This is a genomic window from Mycobacterium sp. WMMD1722 (genome assembly GCF_049315205.1).
Classification (GTDB): Bacteria; Actinomycetota; Actinomycetes; order Mycobacteriales; family Mycobacteriaceae; genus Mycobacterium.
The window spans coordinates 3,472,175-3,491,972 of sequence record NZ_CP186056.1 but is presented as its reverse complement, the minus strand read 5'-3'; the positions used below and the strand labels follow the sequence as shown (position 1 = coordinate 3,491,972).

Below are 19,798 nucleotides of genomic sequence, written 5' to 3'. Positions count from 1 at the left end.
GATATGCTCTGCGCCATGCCGCTCGTGAGCAAGACCGTCGAGGTCGAGGCGCCCGCCGAGGCGATCATGGCGATCGTCGCCGACTTCGAGAGATATCCGGAGTGGAATCCCGAGATCAAGGGCTGTTGGATCCTGGCGCGGTACGCCGACGGCCGGCCCAGCCAGCTGCGCCTGGACGTCGAGGTGCAGGGCCAGGCCGGCACCTTCATCACCGCCGTCTACTACCCCGGCGAGAACCAGATCTTCACGCTGCTGCAGCAAGGGGACCACTTCGACAAGCAGGAGCAGAAGTTCTCCGTCGTACCCATCGGCGCGACGTCGCTGCTCACCGTCGACCTCGACGTCGAGACGAAGCTGGCCATCCCCGGCCCGATGGTCAAGAAGGCGATCGGGGACACGCTGGACTATCTGGCGGCCAACCTCAAGACCCGTGCCGAACAGATGGCCGCCGGCGCCTAACCGTAGGTGGTCCCGGCGGGCTGATCCCAGAGGCCGATCTGCTCGAGCCGCGCGATCAGACGATCGGCGCCGTCGGTGAACTGGGCGACGGTCAGGCGGACGACGGTGTCGCGGTCGCGTCGGCGCAGCGCCTCGATGAGTGCGCGATGGCCGGCGACCGCATCGGCGCCCCAGGAGGGATCGGTCGCATAGAGCAGCGGCGGAAGATAGCGCGCCACATGCAGCAGGAACCACGCCAGCTTGATCCGGCCGCTGGCCTGGTTGAACACCCGGTGGAAGGCGAATTCCGCGGAGGAGACCTCCTCGGGGTCGCGCCGGTCGACGGCCTCGCGCAGCGCCTCGTTCAACCGCTCCAAGTCGTCGATCTGTGCCGCGGTGATCCGGTGGGCCGCCGCATCGGCCAGCTTCTCGGCGATCGTGGCCTGCAGCCAGAAGATGTCCTCGATGTCCCCGCGCGTCATCGGCACCACCACGTGGCCGCGATGTGGCTCCAGACGGACCATCCCCTCACCGCGCAACGTCCGCAGCGCCTCGCGCACGGGCGTGATGCTGACCCCAAGGGCGGCGGCCGTCTCGTCGAGCCGCACAAAGGTCCCCGGCCGCAGCGCCCCGGTCATGATCTCGGCGCGCAGATGCGCCGCGACCTCGTCGGAGAGCTGTTCGCGGCGGCTGGGGCGACGGCGGGCGGGCCGCGGTCTGACAGGCGCGTTCACGGTGCTGCGGACCTCCGGTGTGAATTCAGGCGTGGGTTGTCTCGAAGACACCGAGGCCATAGTGTGACCGGGGCCATCCCATGTTTGATCAAATATCAACGACTCGCAACCCACGACCGATGGAGTTCCGCCGTTGACCACCCAGCCCTCGGCCGTCGAGCAGCCCTACCTGGCCCGTCGGCAGAACTGGACCAACCAGCTGGCCCGGCATGCGCTGATGCAGCCGAACCAGCCCGCGCTGCGGTTCCTGGGCCGCACCACCACCTGGGGGGAACTCGACCACCGGGTGACCAGGCTGGCCGGTGCGCTGAGCCGGCGCGGCGTCTCCTTCGGCGACCGGGTGCTGGTGCTGATGCTCAACCGCACCGAGTTCCTTGAGTCGGTCCTGGCGGTCAACAAGCTCGGTGCGATCGCGGTCCCGGTGAATTTCCGGATGACGCCGCCCGAGATCGCCTTCCTGGTCGGTGACTGTGCCGCCCGGGTGGCCATCACCGAATCCGTGCTGGCCCCGGTGGCCGTCGCCGTGCGGGACATCGACGCCACGCTCGAGACCGTGATCGTGGCCGGCGGCCCCACCGAGGACGGGTTGCTCGGCTACGACGATCTGCTCGCCGAGCCGGGTTCGGATCCCGAACCCGTCGACATCCCGGGCGATGCGCCCGCACTGATCATGTACACCTCGGGCACCACCGGGCGGCCCAAGGGTGCGGTGCTCACCCACGTCAACATCTCCGGTCAGGCGATGACCGTCCTGTTCACCAGCGGCGTGGACCTCAATCACGATGTCGGCTTCATCGGCGTCCCGCTGTTCCACATCGCCGGGATCGGCAACACCATCGTGGGGCTGTTGCTCGGCCGACCGACCGTCCTCTACCCGCTGGGCGCCTTCGACCCCGGCGCCCTGCTCGACGTACTGGCCCAGGAAGGTGTGACCGGCATCTTCCTGGTACCCGCCCAGTGGCAGGCGGTGTGCGCCGAACAACGCGCCAACCCGCGTGAGCTGAAACTGCGCACCCTGTCCTGGGGCGCCGCCCCCGCGTCGGACACCCTGTTGCGCGATATGGCCGCCACGTTCCCCGGCGCGCAGATCCTCGCCGCCTTCGGCCAGACCGAGATGTCGCCGGTCACCTGCATGCTGTTGGGCGAGGACGCACTGCGCAAACTCGGCTCGGTCGGCAAGGTCATCCCGACCGTCGCCGCCCGGATCGTCGACGAGGACATGAACGACGTCCCGGTCGGCGCGGTGGGCGAAATCGTCTATCGCGCACCGACTCTGATGGCCGGCTACTGGAACAACCCCGAGGCCACCGCCGAGGCGTTCGCCGGTGGCTGGTTCCACTCCGGAGACCTGGTCCGCCAGGACGAGGACGGCTACATCTGGGTCGTCGACCGCAAGAAGGACATGATCATCTCCGGCGGCGAGAACATCTACTGCGCGGAGGTCGAGAACGTACTCGCCGCGCATCCGGCCATCGCCGAGGTGGCCGTCATCGGCCGGTCGCACGAGAAGTGGGGCGAGGTGCCGGTGGCCGTCGTCGCAGTGAAGGCGGCAGTGGAGGTCGCGACACAGGGCGCGCTGACGCTGGCCGATCTCGACGGATTCCTGACCGAGCGGCTGGCCCGCTACAAGCATCCGAAGGCCCTCGAAGTCGTCGACGCGCTGCCACGCAACCCCGCCGGCAAAGTCCTCAAGACCGAACTGCGGCAGCGCTTCGCCGCTCCGCGGTCAGTTGACGCAGACGAAAGTTCCGCTGCGGCAACGGTTTCGGCCGACGACCAGCGGACCTAGCCGATGATTACGCACTTGTTAACGGTTAGTGAGCCAATCCGGCCGATGCGGCGCACCGCCGTTCTGCCATCGGGTACAGTCCTGTGGTCTCACTTACTACTTGCGAGTAGGGAGACAGAAGTCACCAACAGTGGGCCGGGGCAAGGAGAGGGCGTGCGACAGCTACTGCCGTTGCGCCATGACGGTTCGGTCATGGGAGCACGTCGGTGACCGCCTCCAACGGAGGCCTCACCGGGTACGTGCGCGAACAGACCAGGCCTGCCCTGGAGGCGGTCGGCGGATTCGTCCGCATGTGCGTCCTGACCGGAAAGGCGCTGTTCCACCCGCCGTTCCAGTGGCGCGAGTTCATCCTTCAGGCCTGGTTCCTGTTCAAGGTGTCGTTCCTGCCGACGGTCGCCGTCGCCGTGCCGCTGACCGTGCTGATCATCTTCACGCTCAACATCCTGCTGGCCGAGTTCGGCGCGGCCGACGTCTCCGGCGCGGGCGCCGCGCTGGGCGCCGTGACGCAGCTCGGCCCACTGGTCACCGTGCTCGTGGTCGCCGGTGCGGGGTCCACCGCCATCTGCGCCGATCTGGGCGCCCGCACCATCCGCGAGGAGATCGACGCGCTCGAGGTCCTGGGCATCGATCCCATCCAGCGGCTCGTGGTGCCGCGGGTCGTCGCGTCCACGTTCGTGGCCCTACTGCTCAACGGCGCGGTCATCACCATCGGCCTGGTCGGCGGCTTCATCTTCGGCGTCTACATCCAGAACGTCTCCGCAGGCGCCTACGTGTCGACGCTGACCCTGGTCACCGGGCTGCCCGAGGTGGTCATCTCGGTGGTCAAGGCGACCCTCTTCGGTCTGATCGCCGGTCTGGTCGGCTGCTACCGCGGACTGACCGTCGGCGGCGGCGCCAAAGGTGTCGGCACCGGTGTGAACGAGACCCTGGTTCTGTGCATCGTCGCGCTGTTCGCGGTCAACGTCGTGCTCACCACCATCGGCGTCCGGTTCGGGACGGGGAGCTGACATGGCCGTCAAGACTCAGACCAACACCGGTACCGTTCTGCGGCAGCGCTTCCCGCGGGGTTACGCCCGCGCCGAGAAGGTCATCGGGGCGCCGTCGCGCGGCCTGGACAGCGTCGGGCATGTCGCCTGGTTCGTGGTTACCGCCGTCGGCTCGATCGGGCACGCCCTGCGGTTCTACCGCAAGGAGGTGCTGCGGCTGATCGCCGAGATCGGCATGGGCACCGGCGCCATGGCTGTCATCGGCGGCACCGTCGCGATCGTCGGCTTCGTCACCCTCTCGGGCGGTTCGCTCATCGCCATCCAGGGCTTCGCCTCGCTGGGGAACATCGGCGTCGAGGCCTTCACCGGCTTCTTCGCCGCCCTGGTCAACGTCCGCATCGCCGCGCCCGTGGTGGCGGGCCAGGCATTGGCCGCCACGGTCGGCGCCGGTGCCACCGCCGAACTGGGCGCCATGCGGATCAGCGAGGAGATCGACGCGCTGGAGGTGATGGGCATCAAGTCCATCTCCTATCTGGTCTCCACCCGCATCATGGCCGGCTTCATCGTGATCATCCCGCTCTACGCAATGGCGATCATCATGAGCTTCCTATCCGCGCAGGTCACCACGACGCTGTTCTACGGTCAGTCGACGGGCACCTACGAGCACTACTTCCGCACCTTCCTGCGGCCCGATGACGTGGCCTGGTCCTTCGTCCAGGCGATCATCATCTCGATCATCGTCATGCTGAACCACTGTTACTACGGCTACTACGCCAGCGGCGGACCCGTCGGCGTCGGCGAAGCCGTCGGTCGCTCGATGCGGGCATCGCTGATCGCGATCGTGCTGGTCGTCCTGTTGGCCTCGTTGGCGCTCTACGGCACCGACCCGAACTTCAACCTGACGGTGTAGCCATGTCCGCACCCCAGGTTCCGGTCAACAATCCGCGCACCCCGCCCCTGAAGATCGCCGCGATCGTCCTGCTGCTGATCGCTGCGGTGGTGGCGACGCTGGTGTGGTTCCAGTTCCGGGGTGACTTCACCCCGCGCGAAACACTGACGATGAAATCCGCCCGGGCCGGGCTGAACCTCGATCCGGGCAGCAAGGTGACCTACAACGGGGTCGAGATCGGTCGCGTCGCCGAGGTGAACCCCACCAGCGTCGGCAACGAACCGGCCGCGATGATCACCCTGGATGTCGACCCCAAGTACCTCGATCTCATCCCGGCCAACGTGGTCGCAGACATCTCGGCCACCACGGTGTTCGGCAACAAGTACGTGTCCTTCTCGTCACCGCCCAACCCATCGCCGCAGCGCATCAGCAGCAACGACGTGATCGACGTGACCAACGTGACCACGGAGTTCAACACGCTGTTCGAGACCGTGGTCTCGGTGGCCGAGAAAGTCGACCCGATCAAGCTGAACCAGACTCTGACCGCCGCCGCCCAGGCCCTCGACGGGCTGGGCGACCGCTTCGGCGAGTCGATCATCGACGGCAACGCGATCCTGGCGGACGTCAACCCGCGGATGCCCCAGATCCGCCGCAACACCCAACTGCTCGCCGACCTCGGCGAGGTCTACGCGGACGCCGCACCGGACCTGTTCGACGGTCTGGACAACGCCGTCACCACCGCGCGCACCCTCAACGAGCAACGCGGCAACCTGGACCAGGCGCTGATGGCCGCCGTCGGGTTCGGCAACACCGGCGGCGAGGTCTTCGAACGCGGCGGACCGTATCTGGTGCGCGGCGCCGAAGATCTGCTGCCGACCTCGGCCCTGCTCGACGAGTACAGCCCGGCGCTGTTCTGCACCATTCGCAACTACCACGACGTCCAGCCCAAGATCGCCGCGTCGCTCGGCGGTAACGGCTACTCGCTACGCACCCACTCCGAGATCCTGGGCGCGGGCAACCCCTACGTGTATCCGGACAACCTGCCCCGGGTGAACGCCCACGGCGGACCCGAGGGCCGGCCGGGCTGCTGGCAGCCCGTCACCCGCGATCTGTGGCCGGCGCCGTATCTGGTGATGGACACCGGCGCATCGATCGCCCCCTACAACCACCTCGAACTCGGCCAGCCGATCGCCATCGAGTACGTATGGGGTCGCCAGATCGGGGAGAACACGATCAACCCATGAAAATCACCGGTACCGCCATCAAGCTCGGCGCCTTCTCTCTGGTGCTGCTGCTGTTCACCGCGATCATCATCGTGGTGTTCGGTCAGATGCGTTTCGACCGCACCACCGGCTATTCGGCGATCTTCAGCAACGCCAGCGGCCTGCGCCCCGGCCAGTTCGTCCGCGCGTCCGGCGTCGAGGTAGGCAAGGTCTCCAAGGTCGAACTGATCGAGGGCGGCAACCGTGCCCGGGTCGACTTCGCCGTCGACCGGTCCCTGCCGCTGTTCGACGAGACGACCGCGTCGATCCGCTACCTCAACCTGATCGGCGACCGGTATCTCGAGCTCAAGCGCGGGGACAGCGACCGTCGGATGAACGCCGGGGACACCATCCCCGTCGAGCGGACCGAACCGGCCCTGGATCTCGATGCGCTGATCGGCGGTTTCCGCCCGCTGTTCCGTGCGCTCGACCCCGACAAGGTCAACAACATCGCCCAGTCGATCGTCACGATCTTCCAGGGCCAGGGCGGCACCATCAACGACATCCTCGACCAGACCGCGTCGCTGACGTCGGCGCTGGCCGACCGGGACCAGGCGATCGGAGAGGTGGTCCGCAACCTGAACACCGTGCTCGACACCACGGTCAAGCATCAGAAGCAGTTCGACGAGACGCTGGTCAACTTCGAGAAGCTGATCACCGGGCTGAAGAACCGGGCCGATCCGATCGCCACCTCGGTCGCCGACATCAGCGACGCGGCCGGCACCATCTCCGATCTGCTGGCCGACAACCGGCCCGTGCTGCAGGACACCATCGGATACCTCGACGCCGTCCAGCAGCCGCTGGTCGACCAGCAGGCCGACCTCAACGACCTACTCGTCCGGTTGCCCAACGCGCTGAAGATCATCGGCCGTGCGGGCGGCATCTACGGCGACTTCTTCAACTTCTACGCCTGCGACATCTCGCTGAAGCTCAACGGGCTGCAGCCCGGGGGGCCGGTGCGCACGGTGAAGATCACCTCGCAGCCGTCGGGTAGGTGCACGCCGCAATGAGGACACTGGAAGGGTCGAACCGGGTCCGTGGCGGGCTCATGGGCATCATCGTGCTGGTCCTGGTGGTCGGCGTGGGCCAGAGCTTCGCCAGCGTGCCAATGCTGTTCGCGCAGCCCAAGTACTACGCACAATTCACCGATACCGGCGGCATCAACCCCGGGGACAAGGTCCGCATCGCCGGTGTCGAGGTCGGCGAGGTGCTCACCACCGAGATCGAGGGCGACAAGGTCGTCGTCGGCTACACACTCGGCGGGACGCAGATCGGCCGCGACAGCCGCGCGGCCATCCGCACCGACACCATCCTGGGCCGCAAGAACCTCGAGATCGAGCCGCGCGGTACGCAGAAGCTGCCGGTCGACGGCGTCCTGCCGGTCGGCCAGACCACCACGCCCTACCAGATCTACGATGCGTTCTTCGATGTCACCAAGGCGGCCTCGGGGTGGGACACCGAATCGGTCAAACGGTCGCTGAACGTGCTCTCGGAGACCATCGACCAGACCTATCCGCATCTGAGCGCTGCGCTCGACGGCGTGGCCCGGTTCTCCGACACCATCGGTAAACGTGACGAACAGATCAAGCAGCTGCTCGCCAACGCCAACAAGATCGCCGGTGTGCTCGGCGACCGCAGCCAGCAGATCAACCAGCTGTTGGTCAACGCCCAGACGCTGCTGGCCGCGATCAACGAGCGCAGCTATGCGGTGAGCATGCTGCTCGAACGGGTGTCGGCGTTCTCGGCGCAGGTCGAGGGCTTCATCGACGACAATCCGAACCTCAACAAGGTGCTCGAGCAGCTGCGGGTGATCAGCGGCATCCTCAACGAGCGCAAATTCGACCTGGCCGACGTGCTGACCACGCTGAGCAAGTTCACCGCGTCGCTGGCCGAGGGCATCGCGTCCGGTCCGTACTTCAAGGTCATGTTGGTCAACCTGCTGCCGTATCAGATCATCCAGCCGTTCGTCGATGCCGCGTTCCAGAAGCGCGGCCTGGATCCCGAGCAGTTCTGGCGCAGCGCCGGCCTGCCCGCCTTCCAGTTCCCCGACCCGAACGGGCAGCGCTTCCCGAACGGTGCGCCGCCACCGGCGCCGACACCGCTGGAGGGAACCCCGGAGTTCCCGGGTCCGGCGGTGCCCAAGGGCAGCCCGTGCTCCTACACCCCGCCCGCCGACGGCATTCCCAGCCCGGGCAACCCGCTGCCGTGTGCAGATCTGACGGTCGGCCCGTTCGGGGACAACCCGTACGGCCCGAACTATCAGCCGCCCAATGTGGTCACCTCACCGCCGAATCCCAACGCCCCGCCACCGGCGCCCGGGATCGCGAGCGCGGGCATTCCCGGTCAGGTTGCACCGACCGCGCCGGGCATCCCGGTGCCGCTGCCGCCGGCGCCGCCGGGGGCCCGCCACGAGCCGCCCGGACCCTTCCCGGGTCCGACCGCCACCGGTGGCAACGTGACCCAGGCGCCGCCGCCGCCCGCGCTCAACGGTCCGCCGCCACCGCCGGGACCGGGACAGCAGTTGCCGCCGGTCGGTGTTCCGCCGCTGCCGGGGAACCCGCCGTTCCTCCCGCCCGGCTCGCAGGAAGCTACGGGGGACTGACCGATGTCGACGATCTTCAACATCCGTAACTTCAAGGCGCCGAACATGTCCCGGGCCGCACTCATCATCGGCTCGCTGGTGGTGGTGCTGGCGCTGGTAGCGGCCTTCGTGGGTTGGCAGCTGTACAAGAAGCTGACCACCAACACCGTCACCGCGTATTTCACCGACACGCTGGCGCTCTACCCCGGTGACAAGGTCCAGATCATGGGCGTCCGCGTCGGTTCGATCGACAAGATCGAACCCGACGGCGACAAGATGAAGGTCACCTTCAGCTACGAGAACAAGTACAAGGTGCCGGCCAACGCCACCGCGTCGATCCTCAATCCGAGCCTGGTCTCGTCGCGCACCATCCAGTTGGCGCCGCCCTACACCGGCGGCCCCGTGATGGAGGACGACGCGGTCATCCCGCTGGACCGCACCCAGGTACCGGTCGAATACGACGAGCTGCGCGACTCCATCAACCGCATCCTGACCGACCTCGGCCCGACGCCGGAGCAGCCCAAGGGTCCGTTCGGCGAGGTCATCGAGTCGTTCTCCGACGGTCTGGCCGGCAAGGGTCAGCAGATCAACAAGACGCTGAACAGCCTGTCCGAGGCGCTGACCACCCTCAACGAGGGCCGCGGCGACTTCTTCGGCGTGATCAAGAGCCTCGCGCTGTTCGTCAACGCGCTGCACAAGAGCGACCAGCAGTTCGTGGCACTCAACAACGACCTGGCCCAGTTCACCAACTCCTTCACCAACACCGACCGGGAACTGGCCAACGCGCTGCAGGACCTCAACGGGCTGCTCACCACCACCCGTGGGTTCCTGGACGAGAACAGCGAAGTGCTGACCACCGACATCAACAACCTGGCCGACACGACGAACGCGATCCTGCAGCCCGAGCCGCTCGACGGCCTGGAGACCGGTCTGCACGTGTTCCCGAACCTGGCGGCCAACATCGTCAACATCAGCTCGCCGAACAACGGCGGCATCGTCGGCCTGCCGGTCATCACGAACTTCGCCAACCCGCTGCAGTTCATCTGCAGCTCGATCCAGGCCGGTAGCCGCTTGGGCTATCAGGAGTCGGCGGAGCTGTGCGCGCAGTACCTCGCCCCGATCCTCGACGCCATCAAGTTCAACTTCCCGCCGTTCGGGCTGAACCAGGTGAGCACGGCGCTCACGCTGCCCAAACAGATCGCCTACTCCGAGGACCGGCTGCGGCCGCCCCCGGGATACAAGGACACGACGGTGCCGGGCATCTTCTCGCGCGACACCTTGTTCTCGCACGGCAACCACGAACCGGGTTGGGTCGTCGCGCCGGGAATGCAGGGCGTCGACGTGCAGCCGTTCACCGCGAACATGCTGACGCCGGATTCGCTCAATGCCCTGCTCGGCGGGCCGGACCCGGTCAACCCGGCGGCACCCCCGGCGTTCGGCGTCCAGCCCAACGGCAAGCTGCCCGGGCCGCCCAACGCCTACAGCGAGAACACCCCGCTGCCGCCGCCGTGGTACCCGCAGCCGGGTCCGCCGCCGGCGCCCGCGCCCGGCGTCATCCCCGGTGACCCCGGTGGATCTCCGCTGTCCGCTCCGGCGGCCGGACCGCCCCCGGCGGCCCCGGGCCCGCCGCTACCCGCCGAGATGGGAGCGCGTTGATGAAGATCAGCTTCGCCAAGCTCGGCAAGCGGACCGCGGCGCTGGCCGTGGCCGCCGTCGTGCTCACCTCCTGCGGTTCGTGGAAGGGCATCGCCAACGTCCCGCTGCCCAGCGGACCGGGTTCGGGCAGCGACGCCATGACGATCTACGTGCAGATGCCGGATACGTTGGCGCTCAACGTCAACAGCCGGGTGCGGGTGGCCGACGTCTTCGTCGGCAGCGTCAAGGCCATCGAGCTGAAGAACTGGGTCGCCACGCTGACCCTCAGAGTCCAGCCCGACGTCGAGCTGCCGTCGAACGCCCTGGCCAAGATCGGTCAGACCAGCCTGCTGGGGTCGCAGCACGTCCAGCTGGACGCTCCGCCGGATCCGTCGTCGGAGCCGCTGCGCAGCGGGGACACCATCCCGTTGAAGAACGCGTCAGCGTTCCCGACCACCGAGCGGGTGCTGGCCAGCATCGCCACCATCCTGCGCGGCGGCGGCATCCCGAACCTCGAGGTGATCCAGACCGAGGTCAACAATCTGCTGACCGGCCGGGCCGAGCAGATCCGCGACTTCCTCGGTCAGCTCGACGTCTTCACCGATGAGCTCAACCAGCAGCGCGACGATCTGACCCGGGCGATCGATTCGACCAACGAGCTGCTGTCCGTGGTCGCCGACCGCAACGCCACGCTGGATCGGGTGCTCACCGAGTTCCCGCCGCTGATCGAGCATTTCGCCGACACCCGCGATCTGTTCGCCGATGCGGTGCAGGCCCTCGGCCGGATCAGCGCCGCCACGGACACCTACCTCGGCCAGTCCAGCGACAACCTGAACACCAACCTGAACAACCTGCAGCGTCCGCTCAAGCAACTCGGCAAGGCGTCGCCGTACCTGATCGGCGCGCTGAAGCTGTTGTTCACCGCGCCGTTCAGCATCGAGAACGTGCCCAAGGCGGTCCGCGGCGACTACATCAACGTGTCGCTGCTGGTCGACGCCACGCTGTCTGCGCTGGACAACGGGTTCCTCACCGGCACTGGCGTGTCCGGGATGCTGCGCGCCCTGGAGCAGTCGTGGGGCCGTGACCCGGCGACGATGATCCCGGATGTGCGGTTCACCCCGAATGCGCACGACGCGCCGAACGGCCCGCTGGTCGAGAGGGGTGAGTGAGCTGTGCTGACTCGCTTCATCAAGATCCAGCTGATCATCTTCACGATCCTGACCGTGCTCGCCGTGGTCGTGCTGGGGTGGTACTACCTGCGGGTGCCCAGCCTGGTCGGAATCGGGCAGTACACACTCAACGCCGAGCTACCCCGCTCGGGTGGGCTGTACGAGACGGCCAACGTGACCTACCGCGGCACCACGATCGGCAAGGTGACCAAGGTCGAACCGACCGAGACCGGCGCCCGGGCCACGATGAGCATCGACGACCAGTACAAGATCCCGGTCGATGCCGTCGCCAACGTGCACTCGGTGTCGGCGATCGGCGAGCAGTACCTCGATCTGGTCTCCGACGGCAACCCCGGCCAGTATTTCAAGGACGGGCAGACCATCACCGAGAGCACGGTGCCCAGCGAAGTCGGTCCGGCACTCGACGCCGCCAACAAGGGCCTGTCGGTGCTACCCAAGGAGAAGATCGACTCGCTGTTGACCGAGACGGCCGACGCGGTGGGTGGGCTCGGCCCGGCGCTGCAGCGCCTGGTCGACTCGACGACGAACATCGCCTCGGATTTCCGGGACAACCTGGGTCCGGTCAACGACATCATCGACAACTCGGCGCCGATCCTGGACAGCCAGGTGCAGTCGGGCGACAGCATCCAGCAGTGGGCCCGCAATCTGAACATCCTGGCCGCTCAGTCGGCTGAACAGGACGCCGCGCTGCGCAGCGGCCTGCAGCAGGCGGCGCCGACGGCCGATCAGCTCAACGCCGTGTTCGGCGGGGTGCGCGATTCGCTGCCGCAGACACTGGCGAATCTGTCGGTGGTGATCGACATGCTCAAGCGCTACAACAAGGGCGTCGAACAGGCGCTGGTGGTGCTGCCGCAGGGTGCGGCCGTCGCACAGGCCGGCACCATCTTCGAAGGCGAGGGTCTGCTGCACTTCGGTCTGTCGATCAACCAGCCGGCGCCGTGTCTGACCGGCTTCCTGCCGGCCTCGGAATGGCGGTCGCCGGCCGATACCAGCATGGCGCCGCTGCCCTCGGGGACCTATTGCAAGATCCCGAAAGAGTTCCAGGGCAACGTCGTTCGCGGTGCCCGCAACTACCCCTGTGCCGACGTGCCGGGTAAGCGGGCGGCCACCCCGAAGGAGTGCCGCAGCAACGAACCCTATGTTCCGCTGGGTACCAACCCCTGGTACGGCGATCCGAACCAGATCCGGGACTGCCCGGCGGCCGGAGCGCGCTGCAACCAGCCGGTCAATCCGGGCCGGGTGATTCCGGCTCCGTCTGTCAACAACGGCATGAACCCGCTGCCGGCCGATCAGCTGCCGCCCCCGCAGTCGACGGCCCCGATCAGCGATCCGTTGAGCCCGCCGGGGCAGGGCCGCGTCGAGTGCAGTGGACAACAACCCAACCCGTGCATCTACACTCCGGCACCAGGACCACCGGGCACCGCGGTGTACAGCCCGGCCAGCGGCGAGGTGGTCGGCCCTGACGGCGTCAAGTACAACGTCAGCAATACGATCAGACCAGGAGACGACGGATGGAAGGAGATGCTGGCACCCGCCAGCTGAACCCCACTTCCGGAGGGCAGGAGCGCAGCGACCCGGGATCGGGCGCCGATGCTGACGAGACACCGGACACCACGGTGGCGGTATCCCCGGACGACACAACCGAATCGGCTCCCGATGGGAAGGGCCGCCGCGTGTCGCGGCTGGGCCGCGGTTGGCTCAACACGATCTGCGCGCTACTGCTGCTGTTGACCGCGGGTGCCGCTGTCGGCGGCTACCTGGCGTTGCGCACCCACAACGAGAGCGTGGAACTGGCCTCCGACGAGGTGCGGGCAGTGCAGGCCGCCAAGGACTGTGTGGCCGCCACCCAGGCGCCCGACACCACGGCGATGACGACCGGCCAGGCCAAGATCATCGAGTGTTCCACCGGGGACTTCGGCGCCCAGGCCGCCCTCTACAGCGGGATGCTCGTCGACGCCTACCGGGCGGCGAACGTGCAGGTGCAGGTGTCGGACATGCGCGCCGCGGTGGAGAAGCACAACGGCGACGGATCGATCGACGTGCTGGTGGCGGTTCGGGTCAAGGTGACCAACTCCGAGACCGCCGACCAGGAGCAGGGCTACCGGTTGCGGGTCCAGATGGCGCCGGCCGACGGAACCTACAAGGTGGCCAAGCTCGATCAGGTCACGTCGTGACGGCAGTGCTCGATCCCGTGTCGGACGAAGCCGTCGCGCAGCCGCTGCCCGAACCCGTCGCCGAATGGCACCTGCGGGCGGCGGCGTTAGCGGTCGACACCCTGCCGGGGTTGGCGGTGCTCGGAACCACCGCCCCGTGGGTGCTGGTCGGACCGCAACTCGGGTGGCTGTGGTGGGTGCTGACCGTCGCGGCCGCCGGTACCGTCGTCGCGCTGGCCGCCAACCGGTGGCTGCTGCCCAGCACGACGGGCTGGTCGCTGGGCCGGGCGCTGGTGCGCATCCGAGTGGTGCGGCGCGACGGTTCGGCGGTCGGGTTCGGGCGCCTGCTGTTGCGCGACGCCGCGCATCTCCTGGACACCGCCGCGCTGTTGGTGGGCTGGCTGTGGCCGCTGTGGGACCGGCGCGGGCGCACCTTCGCCGACTTGCTGCTGCGTACCGAGGTCCGCCCCGCACCCCGGCCGCAGCGCGACCTCCGGCGCCTCACCGCCAAGGTGCTGGCGGCAGCGGTCGTCGTCGCGGCGCTGGCGGTCGGGTTGAGCTACGTCGTGGTGTATCGACAGCAGCAGGCCGTCGACCGGGCGCGGGCACAGATCGCCGTGCAGGGACCACGGATCGTCGAGCAGTTGCTGACCTACAGCACCGAGACCATCGACGAGGATTTCGCCAGGGCCCGGTCGCTGACCACCGATTCCTATCGCGAACAGCTGGTCGGCCAGCAGGAGGCGGTCCGCAAGGCGGGCCCGTCGACCAACGAATACTGGGCCGTCGCTTCGGCGGTCCTGCCGGATCCGCCGGTGAGCACCGAGCGTGCCGCGATGCTGTTGGCGATGCAGGGCCAGCGGGGCACCAAGGTGGAGGATCTGAAGTTCATCACCGCGACCGTGCGGGTGGACTTCGTGAAGGTCGGCGACGACTGGCGGGTGGACAATCTGACCGTATTGAAGAAGCCGCTGATGCAGGGTGGCGGGCAGTGAGTCCGCGGCGCCGGCTCGACGCCGATCAGCGCGACTATTTCGACTTCACGGTCGAACCGCGGGAGCCGCGCAGCTGGCCGTTCACCATCTTCTCGACCGTCGCCGGACTGCTGCTGGTGGCCGCAGTCGCGGCGGCTTCGCTGATGCTGGTGTCCTACGAGGGGGACCGTCGGACCGACCGGCGCGACGCCGAGGCGCTGTACTACGTGCGTGGATTCATGACGATGTACACCACGCTCGACCCGTTCAACGCCAACGACTACGCCGACCGGGTGCTGGCCCAGGGCACCGGCGAGTTCGCCACCATGTTCAAGCAGAAGCAGAACGAGATCGTCATCCAGGTGGCTCGCGCGGAGCCCACCGAGGGCAGTGTGGTCGAGGCGGGGGTGCAGCGCTGGAACGACAACGGCAGCGCTGACATCCTGGTCGCCACGAAGACGACGTCGAAGACACCGGACGGGAAGTCGACGGTCGAGAGCGGAAACCGCTGGGTGGCCACCGCGACGAAGGAAGGACAGCAGTGGAAGATCAGCCAGCTGATCCAGGTGATCTGACCACCGAGTCCGCCGAACCGCCGACCCGTAAGCGGCGGTTGCCGTGGCGGCGTTCGAAGCCCGAACCGGTGAAAGACGCAGCGGCAGAAGACGTTTCCACGACCGACGAGGGGCCGGAGACGCCGACCGATACACCGGCCGAGGCGCCGGCGAGTCGGGTGCCGACCGGTAAGTCGCGGCGCGTACCCAAGCCGGCCCCCGAGGAGCCGGCCCCCGAGGAGCCGGCAGCCGAAGCCGAGGAGCCGGAGGCCGAAGCCGAGGAGCCGGCAGCCGAGGAGCCCGAGGAGTCGGCAGCCGAGGAGCCCGAGGAGTCGGCAGCCGAGGAGCCCGAGGAGTCGGCAGCCGAGGAGCCGGCCCCCGAGCCCGAGACCGAATCCGACCTGGAGCCCGAAGCCGAGCCGGAGCCCGTACTCGTCGCGTACCGCCCGGCCGGGAAGCGCCTGATGATCGCCGCAACAGCGGCCTCGGTCCTGTTCATCGCCGCTGGTGCCTTCGCCGGAGCCACCCTGCAGCCGTATCTGGCCGACCGCGCCGCAGTCGCCACCAAACTCGAGATCGCCCGCACCGCGACCGACGCCATCACCACGCTGTGGACCTACACCCCCGACGATATGGCGTCCCTGCCCGACCGCTCGTCGCGGTTCCTGTCCGGCGATTTCGCCACCGAGTATCGCCGCTACATCGACGCGATCGTCGCCACCAACAAACAGGCCCAGGTGTCCAACACCACCGACGTGCTGGGGGCCGCGGTGGAATCGTTGTCGGACAACGAGGCGTCGGCGATCGTCTACACCAACTCGGTGTCCACCAGCCCGGTGAACAAGAACATCCCGTCGCTGCGCTACCGCTCATATCGCCTGACCCTGGAGCGCCACGACGCGGAATGGCGCATCACCGGGATGGCGCCGATCACCAACCTGGATCTCACCCCGCAGCTCTGACGACCGAAATGGGGTGCCATGCCCGTCACCTCGCCGGTGTCGAACCGACTGACCGTCACGGCGCTGCTCCTGCTGACCTTCACCACCGGACTGATCGACGCGATCAGCATTCTGGTGCTCGGCCATGTGTTCGTCGCGAACATGACCGGGAACGTGGTCTTCCTGGGGTTCTGGTTCGTCGACGACACGGTGGTCGACCGGACCGCGGCGCTGGTCGCCTTCGCGGCGTTCATCGCCGGGACCGTGCTGGGCGGTCGGTTGGCCCGGCACCTCGACGCCCGGGTCCGCCGCTGGCTGGCCTTCGCGTTCAGCATCGAAATCGTTGTGTTGGTGACACTGTCGATCTTGGCCGGCGCAGGAGTCCTGGACTATCGGGACGACCGGAAGCTGATCCTGATCGCCGGGCTGGCCATCGTGTTCGGTGTGCAGAACGCGACGGCGCGACAGTTCGGCATCCAGGAGCTGAGCACGACGGTGCTGACCCAGACCATCGTCGGCATCGGGTTCGACAGCCGGCTGGCCGGCGGGACGGGGCAGCGCGAGAAGCTGCGCTACGGCGTGGTCCTCACCATGTGTGCCGGTGCGGTGGTGGGCGCGACCCTGACCCGGATCACGGTGGCCCCGGTGATCGCCCTGGCCGCCGCCGTGGTCGCCGTGGCGGCGGCCATCTTCGTCTGGGGTCCCGCCGAAGCGAACGAGGTCTGAGCTGACCGTCTTCGTCAAACGCCGTGCCGGCGCGCCACCGGGCTTCTTCGCCTGCGAGGCCGCCGGACTGCGCTGGCTGACGGTACCGGACGCGGTGCCCTGCGTACGGGTGCTCGACGTCGACGACTCGTCGCTGACGCTGGAACACCTGGATACGGTGGCGCCCACGGCGGGCGAGGGGCGCCGGTTCGGGCAGCGGCTGGCGGTGACCCACGCCGCGGGTGCCGGCGCGTTCGGCGCCGCACCGGACGGCTGGACCGGTCCCGGCTTCTTCGGCCCGCTGAGCGGTCCGCTGCCGATGTCGCTGACCGGACATCACCGCTGGGGCGTCTTCTATGCCCACGAACGCCTGGCGCCGATGGGCGAGCGGGCCCGCCCGCAGCTCAGCCCGCAGGGCCGCCGAGATCTGGACACCGTGATCGACCGGTGCGCGGCCGGCGATTACGACGACGACGACGAGCCGGTCCGGCTGCACGGCGACCTGTGGAGCGGCAACGTGATGTGGACCCCCGCCGGCGTGGTGCTGATCGACCCGGCCGCGCACGGGGGCCACCGCGAGACGGACCTCGCGATGCTCGCGCTGTTCGGCTGCCCGTTTCTGGCCGACGTCATCACCGGTTACCAGGGTCTACGACCACTTCGGCGCGGCTGGCGCGAACGCATCCCGCTGCATCAGCTGTATCCGCTGCTGGCCCATGTGGTGCTGTTCGGCGCTGGTTACGTTCAGCAGACCGAGACGGCGCTGGGCGCCGCGCTCAGGGCAGCACCTGCCGGGTGAGGTCGGAGAGCACCGGCGACAGCAGCCGGGCGTACTCCCCGGTGATGTGGTTGTCGTCGCGGAACACCAGGGTGTTGCCGACGATCACCGGACAGCGGGTGTCGGTGCAGAACAGATCTGTCAATTCGGCGTACCGGCCCCCCGCGGCCTGTACGGCGGTGGTCTCGGCGGCCACCCCGGCGCCATTGACCGCCACATCGCGCGCAGGTGAACAGGCACTCACATCGTCCAGGTGCCCGGACAGGCAGGCCGGTACCGTCGCGTGCGGGTCGGGTGCGGGGCCGAGCACCAGCACCTGCGCGCCGGTGGCGCGCAGCCGGCTCACCAGACGCGACAGACCGTCCAGCCACACCGGATCGTAGGAGGTGAACCCGAAGTCGGCACCGTAGCGGCGGGACATGTCGACCACGACGAGCTGCGGCCGGTCCTGTTCGAGCTGCGACAGGACGTCCGCGCGCCACGTCTCGCATTCGGAGTAGATCCGGCCGAGGTAGGGACTGCGGATGGGTAGCTCCATCAGCGGACAGGTCACCTTGCTCATCGTCTCGAGTCGCCAGTTGTTCTGCTGCGCAGCCGTTTCCAGCGCAGGTTGCCACATGGCGGCGTGCGAGTCGCCGACCAGGGCCACCCGCACCGCGGAGTTCTCGTCACCCGCGAGGCACTGCGGCTGGTCGACATCGCGCCACGACAGCACGCATCCGTTCAGGAACACCGCCGGTTTGGGCACGGCATCGAGCGGCGGGTCCAGGTTGACGGGCACGTCGCGCAGCCCGGCCGCCGCGGCGACCGCCGCGTGCACCTGGTCTCGCGGCGTGGCCGGCGCCGGCCCGGGGGCGGCCTGTGGCGGCGTGGCGGCCACCGACGGGGCGGTGAGCGCGACCGGCACCGCGGGCGTCCCGCTTCCGGTCGGCACCGGGCGCAGGGTGAGCAGGACGATCGCCGCGCAGACCGCCGTGGCGGTGGCCACCCCCCCGACGGCCAGGCTGCGCACGGCCGATCCGCGCAGTGCGGCGGCGAACCGCGCGGGGTTCTCCACCAGGTGCAGGGTCAGGATGGCCAGGCCGAGCGAGATCACCACCAACGCCAGCCGGCTCGCCAGCCCGAGGTGGGTCCCCAGCAGCGCCGGGGCCAGGATCAGCACCGGCCAGTGCCACAGATACCACGAGTACGACACCCGGCCGGTGGCCGTGCACAGCGGTTTGGACAGCAGTCGGCCCACACCGAGATTCGGGGTCGAACAGCCCGCCGCGATCACCATCGCGGTGCCCACGACGGGGAGCAGCGCCGCGGTGCCGGGAAACGGGGTGGCCGAGGAGAAGCGGACGCACGCCGCGACGATCATGGCCAGACCGGCCCAACCGACCAGCGCGGCCGGCACCGGGGGCAGCCGCCGCCACCAGCCGGCGCTCAGCGCGATCAGGCCGCCCAGCGCCAGCTCCCAGGCCCGGCTCGGCAGCGAGAAGAACGCCCACGACGGCCAGGTGTGGGTCCAGGCCAGTGACACGGCGAATGATGCGGCGGCCACCGCCAGCAGCACCACCGCATACGGCAGCACCGAGCGGGCGGCCGACGGTCCGAACCGGCGCCCGATCAGCCACGCGGTCCCGACGATCAGCCCGGGCCACAGCAGATAGAACTGCTCCTCGACCCCGAGGGACCAATAATGTTGCAGCGCAGAGGGGTCGGTCGATGCGAGATAGTCGGTCCCGGTGACGGCGAAGCGGTAGTTGCCTGCGTAGAGCGCTCCGGCGACGGCATCCCACAAAGTGCTGCGGGCCTGCAGCGGCGGCAGCAGCAGGACCGCGCCGATCCCGGTGGCCACCAGGACCAGCGCTGCGGCCGGCAGCAGGCGACGCGCCCGGGCCGCGTAGAACGCGCCGAGCCGGACACCGCCTGCAGAGGTTTCGCGCCACAGCAGACCGGTGATCAGGAAGCCCGAGATCACGAAGAACACGTCGACCCCGACGAATCCGCCGGACAGTCCGGGCAGCTCGGCGTGGTAGAGCACAACCGCGAGCACCGCGACCGCGCGCAGCCCCTCGATGTCGGTGCGGAATCGCTTACGCAGCGGTGGCCGTCCGCCCGCGGAGTTCCCGCGTCGGAGATCGGGCCGAGAATTCGTCACACTGGTCACTTGAGACCCGATGGTCCCACGTCGGGTCCGCTGA

General features: G+C 68.4%; 18 protein-coding genes. 16 read left to right on the top strand and 2 right to left on the bottom strand.

The genetic code is table 11. The features are described from left to right. Window positions 1–15: 15 nt before the first annotated feature. Window positions 16–459, top strand: a complete 444-nt coding sequence (locus ACN27E_RS16705) for an SRPBCC family protein (protein ID WP_422743109.1) — start codon at window positions 16–18, stop codon at window positions 457–459. On the opposite strand, the gene ACN27E_RS16700 is transcribed toward ACN27E_RS16705, so the two are convergent. Then, window positions 456–1,172 (bottom strand): GntR family transcriptional regulator, encoded by a 717-nt coding sequence (locus ACN27E_RS16700; RefSeq protein WP_422743107.1) that lies wholly within the window; start codon window positions 1,170–1,172, stop codon window positions 456–458. The genes ACN27E_RS16705 and ACN27E_RS16700 overlap by 4 nt on opposite strands. 133 nt (window positions 1,173–1,305) lie before the next feature. Here ACN27E_RS16700 and fadD5 point away from each other — a divergent pair, with 133 nt between their 5' ends. The 15 genes from fadD5 to ACN27E_RS16625 all read left to right on the top strand — a co-directional run bounded on the left by fadD5 (window position 1,306) and on the right by ACN27E_RS16625 (window position 17,630). Further along, window positions 1,306–2,961, top strand: coding sequence for a fatty-acid--CoA ligase FadD5 (fadD5, locus tag ACN27E_RS16695; protein ID WP_422743105.1), 1,656 nt, complete (start codon window positions 1,306–1,308; stop codon window positions 2,959–2,961). A 290-nt stretch (window positions 2,962–3,251) separates the two neighbouring features. Beyond that, window positions 3,252–3,968, top strand: a complete 717-nt coding sequence (locus ACN27E_RS16690) for an MlaE family ABC transporter permease (RefSeq protein WP_422749928.1) — start codon at window positions 3,252–3,254, stop codon at window positions 3,966–3,968. Window position 3,969: 1 nt separating this feature from the next. Next, on the top strand, window positions 3,970–4,857 hold the full coding sequence (locus tag ACN27E_RS16685) for an MlaE family ABC transporter permease (protein WP_422743103.1): 888 nt from the start codon (window positions 3,970–3,972) through the stop codon (window positions 4,855–4,857). Between the two features lie 2 nt (window positions 4,858–4,859). After that, a complete protein-coding gene (locus ACN27E_RS16680) occupies window positions 4,860–6,080 on the top strand; it encodes an MCE family protein (protein ID WP_422743102.1) in 1,221 nt (406 codons plus the stop codon). Beyond that, on the top strand, window positions 6,077–7,108 hold the full coding sequence (locus tag ACN27E_RS16675) for a virulence factor Mce family protein (protein ID WP_422743101.1): 1,032 nt from the start codon (window positions 6,077–6,079) through the stop codon (window positions 7,106–7,108). Before ACN27E_RS16680 ends, ACN27E_RS16675 begins: the two co-directional genes overlap by 4 nt. Continuing rightward, the gene (locus ACN27E_RS16670) at window positions 7,105–8,700 is read left to right on the top strand and encodes an MCE family protein (RefSeq protein ID WP_422743099.1); all 1,596 of its coding nucleotides are present in this window, start codon (window positions 7,105–7,107) and stop codon (window positions 8,698–8,700) included. The genes ACN27E_RS16675 and ACN27E_RS16670 overlap by 4 nt, the downstream gene beginning before the upstream one ends. A gap of 3 nt (window positions 8,701–8,703) precedes the next feature. Further along, window positions 8,704–10,335, top strand: coding sequence for a virulence factor Mce family protein (locus ACN27E_RS16665; RefSeq protein WP_422743097.1), 1,632 nt, complete (start codon window positions 8,704–8,706; stop codon window positions 10,333–10,335). Next, on the top strand, window positions 10,335–11,483 hold the full coding sequence (locus tag ACN27E_RS16660; protein WP_422743095.1) for a virulence factor Mce family protein: 1,149 nt from the start codon (window positions 10,335–10,337) through the stop codon (window positions 11,481–11,483). The genes ACN27E_RS16665 and ACN27E_RS16660 overlap by 1 nt, the downstream gene beginning before the upstream one ends. A gap of 3 nt (window positions 11,484–11,486) precedes the next feature. Then, the gene (locus tag ACN27E_RS16655) at window positions 11,487–13,046 is read left to right on the top strand and encodes an MCE family protein (RefSeq protein WP_422743094.1); all 1,560 of its coding nucleotides are present in this window, start codon (window positions 11,487–11,489) and stop codon (window positions 13,044–13,046) included. After that, window positions 13,016–13,678, top strand: a complete 663-nt coding sequence (locus ACN27E_RS16650; RefSeq protein ID WP_422743092.1) for a hypothetical protein — start codon at window positions 13,016–13,018, stop codon at window positions 13,676–13,678. The genes ACN27E_RS16655 and ACN27E_RS16650 overlap by 31 nt, the downstream gene beginning before the upstream one ends. Further along, window positions 13,675–14,652 (top strand): RDD family protein, encoded by a 978-nt coding sequence (locus ACN27E_RS16645; RefSeq protein WP_422743090.1) that lies wholly within the window; start codon window positions 13,675–13,677, stop codon window positions 14,650–14,652. Before ACN27E_RS16650 ends, ACN27E_RS16645 begins: the two co-directional genes overlap by 4 nt. Next, entirely contained in the window at window positions 14,649–15,206 is a 558-nt protein-coding gene (locus ACN27E_RS16640; RefSeq protein WP_422743089.1) for a mammalian cell entry protein, read from the top strand. Before ACN27E_RS16645 ends, ACN27E_RS16640 begins: the two co-directional genes overlap by 4 nt. After that, window positions 15,173–16,147, top strand: a complete 975-nt coding sequence (locus ACN27E_RS16635; protein ID WP_422743087.1) for a mammalian cell entry protein — start codon at window positions 15,173–15,175, stop codon at window positions 16,145–16,147. Before ACN27E_RS16640 ends, ACN27E_RS16635 begins: the two co-directional genes overlap by 34 nt. A gap of 18 nt (window positions 16,148–16,165) precedes the next feature. Beyond that, window positions 16,166–16,852: a YoaK family protein gene (locus ACN27E_RS16630; RefSeq protein WP_422743085.1), complete on the top strand. Its 687-nt coding sequence runs from the start codon at window positions 16,166–16,168 to the stop codon at window positions 16,850–16,852. A 1-nt stretch (window position 16,853) separates the two neighbouring features. Next, entirely contained in the window at window positions 16,854–17,630 is a 777-nt protein-coding gene (locus tag ACN27E_RS16625; protein ID WP_422749926.1) for a fructosamine kinase family protein, read from the top strand. Here ACN27E_RS16625 and ACN27E_RS16620 read toward each other — a convergent pair. Continuing rightward, window positions 17,608–19,764: an acyltransferase family protein gene (locus ACN27E_RS16620; RefSeq protein ID WP_422743084.1), complete on the bottom strand. Its 2,157-nt coding sequence runs from the start codon at window positions 19,762–19,764 to the stop codon at window positions 17,608–17,610. The genes ACN27E_RS16625 and ACN27E_RS16620 overlap by 23 nt on opposite strands. Between the last annotated feature and the right edge of the window lie 34 nt (window positions 19,765–19,798).

What these genes read in the sequence shown, in the direction of transcription:
- ACN27E_RS16675 (WP_422743101.1), top strand. Translation starts at nt 6,077, where the DNA reads ATGAAAATCACCGGTACCGCCATCAAGCTCGGCGCCTTCTCTCTGGTG.
- ACN27E_RS16665 (WP_422743097.1), top strand. Translation starts at nt 8,704, where the DNA reads ATGTCGACGATCTTCAACATCCGTAACTTCAAGGCGCCGAACATGTCC.
- ACN27E_RS16680 (WP_422743102.1), top strand. Translation starts at nt 4,860, where the DNA reads ATGTCCGCACCCCAGGTTCCGGTCAACAATCCGCGCACCCCGCCCCTG.
- ACN27E_RS16630 (WP_422743085.1), top strand. Translation starts at nt 16,166, where the DNA reads ATGCCCGTCACCTCGCCGGTGTCGAACCGACTGACCGTCACGGCGCTG.
- ACN27E_RS16650 (WP_422743092.1), top strand. Translation starts at nt 13,016, where the DNA reads ATGGAAGGAGATGCTGGCACCCGCCAGCTGAACCCCACTTCCGGAGGG.
- ACN27E_RS16685 (WP_422743103.1), top strand. Translation starts at nt 3,970, where the DNA reads ATGGCCGTCAAGACTCAGACCAACACCGGTACCGTTCTGCGGCAGCGC.
- ACN27E_RS16660 (WP_422743095.1), top strand. Translation starts at nt 10,335, where the DNA reads ATGAAGATCAGCTTCGCCAAGCTCGGCAAGCGGACCGCGGCGCTGGCC.
- ACN27E_RS16670 (WP_422743099.1), top strand. Translation starts at nt 7,105, where the DNA reads ATGAGGACACTGGAAGGGTCGAACCGGGTCCGTGGCGGGCTCATGGGC.
- ACN27E_RS16690 (WP_422749928.1), top strand. Translation starts at nt 3,252, where the DNA reads ATGTGCGTCCTGACCGGAAAGGCGCTGTTCCACCCGCCGTTCCAGTGG.
- ACN27E_RS16705 (WP_422743109.1), top strand. Translation starts at nt 16, where the DNA reads ATGCCGCTCGTGAGCAAGACCGTCGAGGTCGAGGCGCCCGCCGAGGCG.